Raw genomic sequence first — 11,687 nt, forward strand, 5'->3', positions numbered from 1 at the left:
TGCAACGACTCCCGCGGATCCTTGTCCCGCGACACCCGCCCCTCGAACATCCCCACCTCGTCGCGGCGCACCACCACACCCCGGTACGACGCCGGAACCGGCAACGCGGCGAACTCCGCCCGCCGCTCCGCCGACCGCGGCGAACCGGCCATCACTGCTTCGACAATGCGCTTCATGTGCTGTCCGGCTCCGTCCCTCAGACGCCGAGATGGCGTGCGATCAGCATTTTCTGGACCTCGCTGGTGCCCTCGCCGATCTCGAGGATCTTCGAGTCGCGCCAGTGCCGGGCAACCGGGTACTCGTTCATGAACCCGTAGCCGCCGTGGATCTGCGTGGCCTCGCGGGCGTTCGTCACCGCTGCCTCGGAGGAGAACAGCTTCGCCATCGCCGCCTCCTTCTTGAACGGCAGGCCGGCGAGCATCCGCCGGGCAGCGTCGTAGTAGGCGGTCCGGGCGACGTAGGTGCGCGTCTCCATCTCGGCGAGCTTGAAGGCGATCGCCTGGTTCCGGGCGATCGGGGCGCCGAACGCCTCGCGCTCCTTCGCGTACTTCACGCTCTCGTCGACACAGGCCTGAGCAAGCCCCACCGACAGTGCCGAGATGGCGATCCGGCCCTCGTCGAGAATCGACAGGAAGTTCGCGTAGCCGCGACCCTGCTCGCCGAGCAGGTTCGCCGCCGGAACATGGACGTCCTGGAACGACAGCGGCCGGGTGTCGGAGGCGTGCCAGCCCACCTTGGAATAGGGCGCGCCGGCGCTGAATCCCGGCGTCGGAACCGGGACGATGATGGAGGAGATCTGCGGCCGGCCGTTCACCGGCTCACCGGTCACCGCGGTCACCGTCACCACCCGGGTGATGTCGGTGCCGGAGTTGGTGATGAACGCCTTGGCACCGTTGATCACCCATTCGCCGTCGACGAGCCGGGCGGTGGTCCGGGTGCCCCCGGCGTCACTGCCGGCACCCGGCTCGGTCAGGCCGAAGGCACCCAGCGCCCGGCCACTGGCCAGCACCGGCAGCCACTCCTCGCGCTGCGCCTCGGTGCCGAACCGGTAGATCGGCATCGCGCCGAGGCCGACCCCGGCCTCGAGGGTGATCGCCACCGAGGAGTCGGCGCGGGCCAGCTCCTCGATCGCCAGGCAGAGCGCGAAGTAGTCAGCGCCCTGCCCGCCGTAGGACTCGGGGAACGGCAGGCCGAACAGACCCATCTCCCCCATCTGCGCGATGACCTCGTACGGGAAGGTCTTCGCCTCGTCGTGACCGGCCGCCGCCGGGGCGACCACCTCGCGGGCGAACTCCTCGACCGTCTTGCGCAGGCTCTCGTGTTCCTCGCTCAACCGGTAGTCGGCCATGGTCCTTCTCCTTCTTCGGGTCAGTGGCCCGGGGTCAGTGGCCCGCGCCGGTGGGCACGGCCGCACGCTCGGCGCCGGCTCCCGGATCGGCCTCGGCCGCGGGCTCGACCACCGCCAGCAGCGCGTCGAGCGCCACCGAGTCACCCACCCGGACCAGTACGTCCTTCACCTGGCCGGCCACCGCCGCCACCACGGTGTGTTCCATCTTCATCGCCTCGACGACCACCAGCGGAGCGCCGGGTTCGACGGTGTCCCCGGCGGTGGCACGGACGTCCACGACGATGCCCGGCATCGGGCTGCGCGCCTCGCCGCCCCGCTCGCCGCTCGCGCCGTCGCCGTCGCGCTCGGCCCGGCGCTCGGCCAGTGCCCAGGCAGAGCCACCGGCGCCGACCCAGACGGTGTCGCCGGACACCGCGACCTGCCAGCGACGGGCCTGGCCGTCCACGGTCACCAGCGCCTCCGCCGGCAGGCCGGCACCCACGGCCGGCAGCCAGGTCAGGTCCGCGGGGCGGGGTCGGCCGTCACCGAGGCGTACCAGCAGCCCGCCGTCAGCCTCCCGCAGGACCGCGACCTCGTGTGCCGGGCCGCTGGACGTGCCCGCTCCGGCCACCGACCAGCGCGACCAGGCCGGTCCGCCCACCCGCCAGCCCGACGGGATGTCCCACGGGTCGACCAGCGGGCCGGTCGGGACCATGCCCACCGCGCTCACCAGGCCGAACACCTCCAGTGCCGCCTCCAGCACCGGCTCGCCCGCCGGCCGCGGGGCGCGCACCGCCCCCTCGACTGCCTCGGCGGCCTCCCCGCGACCGGCGCTGTCCGCGTCCGGGGAGGTCAGCGCCTCGAGGTGGCGCTCGACCAGGCCGGTGTCGAGCCGGCCGGCGCGGGTGTCGGGATGCCCGATCAGCCGCCGCAGGAAGGCGATGTTCGTGGTCACGCCCAGCAGCGTGGTGCCGGCCAGCGCCGTGTCGAGGCGGGCGAGCGCTCCGGCCCGGTCGGGTGCCCAGGCGACGACCTTGGCGAGCATCGGGTCGTAGGTCGCGGCGACCTGCGAGCCGGGCTGCAGCCCGGAGTCGACCCGCACCCCCGGGCCGCTGGGCTCACGCAGCGCGAGGACATCCCCGCCGGTGGGCAGAAAGCCGCGGGACGGGTCCTCGGCGTAGACCCGGGCCTCGACCGCGTGGCCGGTGAGGGCGATCTCGTCCTGGGTGTGCCGCAGCCGCTCGCCCGCGGCGACCCGCAGCTGCTCGGCGACGAGGTCGACGCCGGTCACCAGCTCGGTGACCGGGTGCTCGACCTGCAGCCGGGTGTTCATCTCCATGAAGAAGAACTCGTCCGGACGGTGGGTGCTGACCACGAACTCCACCGTGCCGGCGCCCGCGTAGCCGACGGCGGCGGCGACGTCCACCGCCGCGCCGCCGATGCGGGCCCGGGTCGCCGCGTCCAGGAGCACCGAGGGGGCCTCCTCGATGATCTTCTGGTGCCGCCGCTGCAGGCTGCACTCGCGCTCACCGAGGTGGATGACGTTGCCGTGGGTGTCGGCGAGGATCTGCACCTCGATGTGGCGGGGGGTGTCGACGAAGCGCTCGACGAACAGCGTGTCGTCGCCGAAGGAGGCGGCCGCCTCCCGCCGGGCCGAGCGCAGCGCCTCGGGCAGGTCCGCGGGGTCGCGGACGAGCCGCATGCCCTTGCCGCCGCCGCCGGCCGCCGGCTTGACCAGGACCGGGTACCCGATCTCGGTCGAGGCGGCGACGAGGTCGTCGTCCGACATGCCCGGCTCGATCCGACCGGGAACGACGGGAACGCCCGCCGCCGCCACGGTGCGCTTGGCGGCGATCTTGTTGCCCATCAGGTCGACGACCTCCGCCGACGGGCCCACGAAGACCACGCCGGCGGCGGCGCAGGCCCGGGCGAACGCCGGGTTCTCGGCGAGGAAGCCGTACCCGGGGTGGATCGCCTGCGCGCCCGTGGCCGCCGCCGCGGCGAGCACCCGCTCGATGTTGAGGTAGGAGTCGAGCGCCCGGGCCGGACCCAGGCGCACCGCGACGTCAGCCTCGGCGACGTGGCGGGCGTCCGCGTCGGCGTCGGAGTAGACCGCCACCGACCGGACGCCGAGCTCGCGCAGGGTCCGGATCACCCGGACCGCGATCTCACCGCGATTGGCGACGAGCACCGTGTGGAACATCGACCCTCACATCCGGAAGACGCCGTAGCCGACCGGCTCCAGCGGTGCGTTCGCCGCGGCCGACAGGGCCAGACCCAGCACGGTGCGGGTGTCCGCCGGGTCGATCACGCCGTCGTCCCAGAGCCTGGCGGTGGCGTAGTAGGGGTTGCCCTGCCGCTCGTACTGCTCGCGGATCGGGGACTCGAACGCTGCCTGCTCGTCAGCGGACCACTCCCCGCCGCGGGCCTCGATCGCGTCGCGGCGGACCGTGGAGAGCACGGCCGCGGCCTGGTCGCCACCCATCACCGAGATGCGGGCGTTGGGCCAGGTCCACAGGAAACGCGGCGAGTAGGCGCGGCCGCACATCGAGTAGTTGCCCGCGCCGAAGGAGCCACCGATCACCACGGTGAACTTCGGTACCCGGGCGCAGGCCACGGCGGTGACCATCTTCGCGCCGTGCTTGGCGATACCACCGGCCTCGTAGTCGCGGCCGACCATGAAACCGGTGATGTTCTGCAGGAACAGCAGCGGGATCTGCCGCCGGTCGCACAGTTCGATGAAGTGGGCGCCCTTGAGCGCCGACTCCCCGAACAGCACACCGTTGTTGGCGATGATGCCCACCGGATGTCCGTGCAGGCGGGCGACCCCGGTGACCAGGGTCGAGCCGTACTCCTTCTTGAACTCGGCGAAGCGGCTCCCGTCCACCAGCCGGGCGATCACCTCGCGGACGTCGTAGGGAGTGCGCGGGTCCGCCGGGACGACCGAGTACAGCTCGGAGGACGGGTAGAGCGGCTCCTCGGTCGGCACCACCTCCCAGGGCCGCGGCGGGCGCGGCGCGAGCTCACCGACGATCCGCCGGACGATGGCGAGCGCGTCGGCGTCGTCGGCGGCCAGGTGGTCGGTGACACCTGACTTCCGCGAGTGCAGCAGGCCGCCGCCGAGGTCCTCGGCGCTGACGACCTCGCCGGTGGCCGCCTTCACCAGCGGCGGACCCCCCAGGAAGATCGTCCCCTGGTTGCGGACGATCACCGCTTCGTCGCTCATCGCCGGGACGTAGGCGCCGCCGGCGGTGCACGAGCCGAGCACCGCGGCGATCTGGGCGATGCCCTGCGCCGACATCGTGGCCTGGTTGAAGAAGATCCGGCCGAAGTGCTCCCGGTCCGGGAAGACCTCGTCCTGGCGGGGCAGGAAGGCGCCGCCGGAGTCGACCAGGTAGACGCAGGGAAGCCGGTTGTGCAGCGCGACCTCCTGGGCGCGCAGGTGCTTCTTCACGGTCACCGGGTAGTAGGTGCCGCCCTTGACCGTGGCGTCGTTGACGACGATGACGCACTCGCGGCCGGAGACCCGGCCGACCCCGGTGATCATCCCGGCGCCGGGCGCCTCGCCGTCGTACATCCCGTCGGCGGCCAGCGCGGACAGCTCCAGGAACGGGCTGCCCCGGTCGAGGAGGGTGTCCAGCCGGTCACGGGGCAGCAGCTTGCCCCGCTCGACGTGCCGCCGGCGCGCGGTCTCCGACCCGCCGGCGGCGGTGACCGCCAGCTTGCCCCGAAGTTCGTCCACCAGCTCCGTGAAGGCGGCGGCGTTGTGACGTGCGGGATCGCCCTTGACATCGACCAGGCTGCGCAGGGGTTCGGCGGGCTCCGCCCGCACCCGGGAAGCCGGCCGGCCGATGTTAGCGTCGACTAACATGCGACGGAGGCTAGCGGCACTCGGCCGCCGTGTCGAGGTGAAGCCCGTGACGGGCCCGTGGACGCCGCCCCGGCGGGCCGACATCCGACCTGTCGCCCCGCCGGGCCGTGTCGGCCCGGCGGGGCGACAGCACCGCCTAGAGGCGCGGGCCCACCACGACGGTCGGGACGCTCGTGTTCGCGCCGTTACTGAGCACGTTGTGCACCACGCGGACCAGTTCGTCCACGGGCAGGAACGAGTTGGTGATGTAGCCACGGCTGACCCAGGTGGGGTGCACCTCCATCACCAGGCCCCGATCCCAGCCGGAGGAGAACTCCGTCGCCGAGTCGCCCTCGCCGCCGACACAGTTCCCGACGACGATCCGGGTGAAGCCGACCTTCGGGTGCTCGCCCTGCCAGGCCTGGACCAGCTTGTCAAGCGCGGCCTTGCTCACCGCGTATGCACCGAGGCCCGGCCACGGATCGGTTATCGAGGCACTGACGGTCGAAAGATAGGCCGCGGTACCACCGGACTCGGTGAGATGCGGAATCGCCGCGGCGGTGATCAGCGAAGCACCGATCACATTGGTGGCGAAGGTGCTGTGCCAGAGTTCGGCACTGATATCGGTAAGACGGGAAAGCGGGCCCACTCCGGGTGAGTAGACCAGCGCGTCGATACCGCCGAGGCCCTCGGCCGCCTCGGCTATCGCCCGCTGGCAGGACTCCTGGTCGGTGACGTCGCACGTGATCGCGAGCGTTCCCGACCCGGCCTCCTTGGCCGCGTCGACCAGGCGGTCCTGCCGCCGAGCCAGTAACGCGGTCGAGGCGCCCAGCCGCGCGAGGCCGACGCCGATACTGCGACCCAGTCCGCTCGACGCTCCGACAACTACTGTCCGCATCGCTCCACTCCATGATCCACAAGGTTTGACGACGCTGGTGGGCGCCTTATCAGGACGGACGGTACAGCAGGGGCCGAAGCGCCGCGTAGCGGCGCGGATCCCGTGTGGGACCGGGGCGGACTGACGCGGATCAGTGGGGTGCACGCCGCAGTCGAACCGCGCGCCACGAGGGCAACCCCGGCGCTGACAACCCACCATGCGACCAACCCCGCGGCCAACCCCGCGACCGAGGCCGCGGAAGCACCATCACCAGACGGCGGAACGAGTCAAATTGGCCACCGGCCACCTAGTATAGTCGCGGAACTTGACCCTGCCACCAGGAACCACAGTCTCCACGACACCTGCCCGTACAAAGTGGGCCGGCCCCGGCGAGAAGGAATACGGGCCGCCCCCCAGCTGAAGGAGAATGCATTGTCGACGGCCGCGCCGGCTGACCGCGAGAAGCCGAACGGGCCACGCTCGCGCAAGGGCGCGGCGACCCGGGCCCGAATCCTCGACGCAGCGAAGACCGTCTTCGAGAACGACGGCTTCCTGGAGGCCAGGATATCGGACATCGCGGAGCAGGCCGGCCTGTCGCACGGTTCTTTCTACCATTACTTCGACTCGAAGGAACAGATTTTTCGCGAGGTCGCGAAGGAGATGAGCGACCTGCTCAACGCCCCACTGAGCACGTCCATCTTCATTCCGTCGTCGACCGCACCGCCGCGGGAGCGCATCCGCGACGGAATCCGGCGCTATCTTGAGAGCTACCGGGCGGAGGCCCGGATCATCGGCGTCATCGAACAGGTCACCCGGTATGACGCGCACCTCAACGGCGAGCGTTTCGAGCATCAGCAGCGTGATCGCGACCGGGTCGTCGGTTCCCTCCGCCAGCTCCAGCTCCTGGGCCTGATCGACGAGGATGTGGACCCCGCGATCGCCGCGCACTCGCTCGGCGCGATGATCTCCCGTTTCGCCGAGATGTGGTTGGTGCAGGGGCTCGTCGACACCGATTTCGAGCACGCGGTGGACCAGCTCACCCGGCTCTTCGTCAATGCGCTGCGCCTGCGCGACAGACCGGCGCACCTGTCGCACCCGTCCCACCCGGAGATCGAGTGACCCGCTCGCGTCCGAAGGTCGGCAGCCCGCCCGGTCGGTGACCGGGCGGGCTCGTCACCGGGTCAGCTGGCCCGCGGCGCGGGCACCTCCAGGACGAGGGCGCTGGCCATGCCGCCGCCCGCGCACATCGCCGACACGGCCGTGCCGCCGCCGCGGCGGCGCAGCTCGTGGATCAGCGTGATCACCTGGCGGGCGCCCGTCATGGCGATCGGGTGCCCGAGGCTGCAGCCGCTGCCCAGGAAGTTCACCCGGCTGTCGTCGATCTCCAACAGCCGCGAGGCCGCCACCGCGACCGACGCGAACGCCTCGTTGATCTCCCACAGATCGATGTCGCCGACCGACAGACCCGCGCGGCGCAGGGCCTTCGGGATCGCCAGCGTCGGCGCGATCCCCGTCTCGGCCGGGGGGACGCCCACCGACGCCCAGGCCCGCACGACCGCCAGCGGCTCGAGGCCGTGGGCGGCGGCGTACGCGCCGTCGGTGACCACCATGGCGGCGGCGCCGTCGTTCGCCCCCGCCGCGTTGCCGGCGGTGATGCTGAAGCCCTCGATCTCGGGGTGCAGCGGCTTGAGCGCGGCGAGCTTCTCCATGCTGGTCGTGCGGCGGGGGTGCTCGTCGACGGCGAAGGTGAAGCTCGTCCCGTCGCGCCGCGGCACCTCGATCGGGAAGATCTCCTCGGTGAAGCTGCCGGCGTCGATGCCGGCGACGGCGCGCTGGTGCGAGCGCAGCGCCCAGGCGTCCATCTCCTCCCGGGTCACCCCCGCCTTCACCGCGGCGTTCCAGCCGACCGTGATCGACATGTCGTAGTTGGGCGCCTCGGCGGTGTTGCGGTGGGTCGGCGAGTACCAGTCCTCCACCTCGTCGCTGCCGGGCCGCCGCCGCTTCGACCGCGGGGAGGTGGAGGAGGAGTTCGTGCCGCCGGCCACGACGACCCGGTCCATCCCGGACCGGATGGAGGCCGCAGCCGTCTGGACCGCGACGAGCCCGGAGGCGCAGTGGCGGTTGTGCGCGACACCGGCGGCGCCGACGATGCCGGCCTCGATGGCCGCGTAGCGGGCGATGTCACCGCCGCCGTACAGGGACTCCCCCAGAACGACGTCGTCGATGTCGGCCGGGTCGACACCCGAGCGGCGGACGGCCTCCGCCACGGCCTGGGTACCGAGGTCGAACGCGTCGACGTCCACGAGGGAACCCTTGACCGCCGTACCGATCGCTGTTCTTGCGGTCGAAACGATTACCGCTTCATGATCCGTCACGTTCGCTCCTCCTGTGGGAACCACGAACCTCACGACACCGGCCAGAAGGCCCGGGCCCTGTGAGGTTCCTCATAGCGCTGAAGCAACATCGGGGTCAGGACATGACAGAACGCAGCGGAACCTCATTCTGCGCACCTCTCATGCCCGGACACCGTTCGGCGCGCGCGGGACATCGGTGCTCTGGTCCCGGACGAGGTTCCCGAGCCCCGACAGCCACGGTTGCCCGCAGCGCGACCTGATCATCACCCAACGTCGCCATGCGCGGGACGGACCGGGGCCTGCCAGCAGCAGCCGCCGGCAGGCCCCCGACACATCCAGGAAAATCCTCTCAGACGGTGTCCGAGACTGTCGACCAATAGCATTCTGCCCGGCGCGAAGCGCGCAATCCCAGAGGAAGAGCGCCGTTCTCGCCGGGCAGCGGGCCCGGGCCGCGGGAGCTAGAGGTGACCTCCTCCGCCGCCGCCACCCGCCATGGCGCGGATCATGGCGTCCTGCACGAAGGACGCGACGAGGCCCTGCCCATCACCGAAGGCGTCGCCCTGCCCGTAGCTGCGGCCCTGCCCGGCGAACGGGCTGCGCAGTGACATCAGCAGCCACTCCCGGGCCGGGCTCGGCTGATGGAACGTGATCGTGTGGCTCAGGACGCCGGTCGAGATGGAGCGGTGTGCCAGTGCCTGACCGACGCCCTTGTGGGGCCGCATCGCCGTGGCGATGAGGAAGCTGTCGGTGGCGAAGGCGAGCAGCGCCTGGCCGATCACCGCGTCGTCGGGGGCACCGGGCCAGCGGGTCCACACCTCGAGCTCGGGCGGGCCGACAACGTCGGGATCGTTCAGATCCACGTCCCCGACCACCTGGACCTGCCAGGTGCCCGGCGCCTCGGCGGCACCGTCCGGGCTGGTCGGCGCGGGCGGCGCGGGCGGACCGGCCGGGGGTGCGGGGTGTGTCTGCGCGTAGCTGATGAAGTCCGGTTCCTCGGCGGACAGCATCACCTGCGACTGCACGCACAGCCGGTCACCCTGGCTGATCGACACCAGGCTCGTCGCCAGGCTGCGGCCGCTGTGCACCCGGGTCACCGCGATGTCGAGCGGGACGTCCGGGCGGGCCGCGCGGGCGAAGACCGTGTGCAGGGTCTTGACCTTCTTGCCGTCGTTGCCCTGCTGGGCGGCGACCAGGGTCTGGGCCAGCAGCTGGCCGCCGTGGGCCACCGGGCCGCCGGGGTGGACGCTGCCCGCGCGGTAGCGGTCGGTGGCGACCGGCTCCAGGTCCAGCACGGCGAGGACGTCAGCGACGGGGAACATCGGTTACCACGCCCCGCGGAGCCGCGCGACGGCGCTGCGGCCGGGCGCACCGTGAAGATCCAACGAAGGTCACCTTTCGTCCAGGGAACCCGGCACGGAGCGTGCCGGGTGGGGAAACCCCCGAAAGGAACATGTCAGGAGAACGCCGGTGGGCGCCAGCGGTGCCCGCGGGCGCCACGGCCACCGCCACCAGGGGCGGTCGCCAGCGGCTGACGCCTGACAGCTGGCAGCTGGCCAGCTGGCTGCTGGCTGCTGGCTGCTGGCGGTTGGCTGCTGGCGGTTGGCTGCTGGCTGCTGGCGGTTGGCTGCTGGCGGTTGGCTGCTGGCGGCCTACCTGCCCGTCCAGCGTGGGGGGCGCTTCTCCGCGAACGCGCGCGCGCCCTCCTGGGCGTCGGCGGAGGTGCGCACCTGGGCGACGAACTCCTCCTGCCGTTCGAAGCCCTCCTCCAGCGACCAGTCCACGGAACGGGCCAGCACCTGCTTGGACGCCACCAGCGAGAGGGGCGCGTTGCCGGCGATCTCCCCCGCGAGGTCGAGGGCGGCGCCCAGCGCCTCCCCCGGTTCGGTGAGCCGGTTGACGAGGTGGACGTCCGCCGCGTCGGTCGCGGGCCACATCCGCCCGGTGAGCACGAGCTCCATCGCCAGGTGGTAGGGGATGCGACGCTGCAGCCGCAGCAGTCCGCCCGCCGCCGCGGTCAGCCCGCGCTTCACCTCGGGCAGGCCGAAGTTGGCCGTCCTCGAGGCGACGACCAGGTCGCAGGACAGCACGATCTCGAAGCCGCCGGCGAGCGCGTAGCCCTCGACCGCCGCGATCAGCGGCTTGCGGGGCGGCTGGTGGGTGACGCCCGCGAAGCCCCGTCCGGCCACGACGGGGCGCTCGCCGCGGGAGAAGCCCTTGAGGTCCATGCCGGCGCAGAACGTGCCGTTGGCACCGGTGATGATGCCGACGCTCAGGTCGTCACGGGCGTCGAGCTCGTCCAGCGCGGCGGCGATCGCCGTGGCCAGGCTCAGCGACATCGCGTTACGCGCCGCCGGCCGGTTCATGGTGAGGACGAGCACCCGGCCGTGCTCGGCACGGATCAGTTCGTCCCCGTCGGCGGGGGCGGGCACGGAGGCCGCGGTGGGCGCCGGGCGTTCCGGACGGGGGGTCTCCAGCTCAGCCATGATCTCTCTCCGGTGGTGCGGGGCAGGATGCGGGCCCGCTGGACTCGGGCGCCGCCGGTCAGGAGACTCGCGGCTCGGGACGCCCGGGCTGCTCGCCGCCGCGGGCCTCGCCGTAGGAGCGCTTGGGCACCATCACCTTGCGGCGGTAGATGCAGACGAGCGTTCCGTCCTGGTTGAGCCCGCGGGTCTCGACGGTGACGATGCCACGGTCGTCCTTGCTCTTCGACTCCACCTTGGCCAGCACGGTCGACTCGCCGTAGATCGTGTCCCCGTGGAAGACCGGCGCGACGTGCCGCAGCGACTCGACCTCCAGGTTCGCGATCGCCTTGCCGGAGACGTCGGCGACGGACATGCCGAGCAGCAGCGAGTACACGTAGTTGCCGACGACGACGTTGCGCTTGAACTGGGTCGTCCGCTCGGCGTAGTTGGCGTCGAGGTGCAGCGGATGGTGGTTCATCGTCAACAGGCAGAACAGGTGGTCGTCGTACTCGGTGACCGTCTTGCCGGGCCAGTGCCGGTAGACCGCGCCGACCTCGAACTCCTCGTAGTACCGGCCGAACTGCATGCGATCCCCTGCTTTCCTGGCGTTCCTGGCCCGGCTGTTCCGACGGAATGGACGTTCTGGCGTGGCATGCTGTCCCGTGTCGAGGCACGGGACAGCATGGCCGGCGCTCAGCCGGGGAGCTTGTACTCCTTGAGCAGGGCGCGGCTGATGATGCGCTTCTGGACCTCGGAGGTGCCTTCGCCGATGAGCATGAACGGGGCCTCGCGGTAGAGCCGCTCGATCTCGTACTCC

Annotated in this window: 10 protein-coding genes and 1 pseudogene; 1 reads left to right on the forward strand and 10 read right to left on the reverse strand. The window is 71.7% G+C overall.

The genetic code is table 11. The features are described 5' to 3' along the window. The 5 genes and pseudogenes from AB1460_RS32520 to AB1460_RS32540 form a co-directional block, all read right to left on the reverse strand. Positions 1 to 176 (reverse strand): annotated as a pseudogene (locus AB1460_RS32520) (crotonyl-CoA carboxylase/reductase); the annotation flags it as partial. Between the two features lie 20 nt (positions 177 to 196). Continuing rightward, on the reverse strand, positions 197 to 1,348 hold the full coding sequence (locus tag AB1460_RS32525; protein ID WP_071082426.1) for an acyl-CoA dehydrogenase family protein: 1,152 nt from the start codon (positions 1,346 to 1,348) through the stop codon (positions 197 to 199). Between the two features lie 34 nt (positions 1,349 to 1,382). Beyond that, entirely contained in the window at positions 1,383 to 3,530 is a 2,148-nt protein-coding gene (locus AB1460_RS32530; protein ID WP_368965984.1) for a biotin carboxylase N-terminal domain-containing protein, read from the reverse strand. 6 nt (positions 3,531 to 3,536) lie between these two features. Then, a complete protein-coding gene (locus AB1460_RS32535) occupies positions 3,537 to 5,198 on the reverse strand; it encodes a carboxyl transferase domain-containing protein (RefSeq protein ID WP_368965986.1) in 1,662 nt (553 codons plus the stop codon). Between the two features lie 136 nt (positions 5,199 to 5,334). Next, positions 5,335 to 6,075 carry an SDR family oxidoreductase gene (locus AB1460_RS32540; protein WP_368965988.1) on the reverse strand — a complete coding sequence of 247 codons (741 nt, stop codon included), beginning with the start codon at positions 6,073 to 6,075 and terminating at the stop codon, positions 5,335 to 5,337. Between the two features lie 411 nt (positions 6,076 to 6,486). On the opposite strand from AB1460_RS32540, the gene AB1460_RS32545 reads away from it, so the two are divergent. Then, positions 6,487 to 7,173 carry a TetR/AcrR family transcriptional regulator gene (locus tag AB1460_RS32545; protein WP_368965995.1) on the forward strand — a complete coding sequence of 229 codons (687 nt, stop codon included), beginning with the start codon at positions 6,487 to 6,489 and terminating at the stop codon, positions 7,171 to 7,173. 62 nt (positions 7,174 to 7,235) lie between these two features. On the opposite strand, the gene AB1460_RS32550 is transcribed toward AB1460_RS32545, so the two are convergent. The 5 genes from AB1460_RS32550 to AB1460_RS32570 form a co-directional block, all read right to left on the reverse strand. Continuing rightward, positions 7,236 to 8,429, reverse strand: coding sequence for a thiolase family protein (locus AB1460_RS32550; protein WP_368965990.1), 1,194 nt, complete (start codon positions 8,427 to 8,429; stop codon positions 7,236 to 7,238). Positions 8,430 to 8,866: 437 nt separating this feature from the next. Further along, positions 8,867 to 9,727 carry an acyl-CoA thioesterase gene (locus AB1460_RS32555; RefSeq protein ID WP_368965991.1) on the reverse strand — a complete coding sequence of 287 codons (861 nt, stop codon included), beginning with the start codon at positions 9,725 to 9,727 and terminating at the stop codon, positions 8,867 to 8,869. A 330-nt stretch (positions 9,728 to 10,057) separates the two neighbouring features. Beyond that, complete coding sequence (locus tag AB1460_RS32560) at positions 10,058 to 10,891, reverse strand: crotonase/enoyl-CoA hydratase family protein (protein ID WP_368965993.1); 834 nt, start codon at positions 10,889 to 10,891, stop codon at positions 10,058 to 10,060. Between the two features lie 58 nt (positions 10,892 to 10,949). Then, positions 10,950 to 11,456, reverse strand: a complete 507-nt coding sequence (locus tag AB1460_RS32565; RefSeq protein ID WP_071082433.1) for a MaoC family dehydratase — start codon at positions 11,454 to 11,456, stop codon at positions 10,950 to 10,952. Between the two features lie 107 nt (positions 11,457 to 11,563). Further along, the coding region (locus tag AB1460_RS32570; protein WP_368965997.1) for an acyl-CoA dehydrogenase family protein at positions 11,564 to 11,687 on the reverse strand (124 nt) is incomplete at its 5' end.

This window comes from Parafrankia sp. FMc2 (assembly GCF_041008525.1).
Classification (GTDB): Bacteria; Actinomycetota; Actinomycetes; order Frankiales; family Frankiaceae; genus Parafrankia.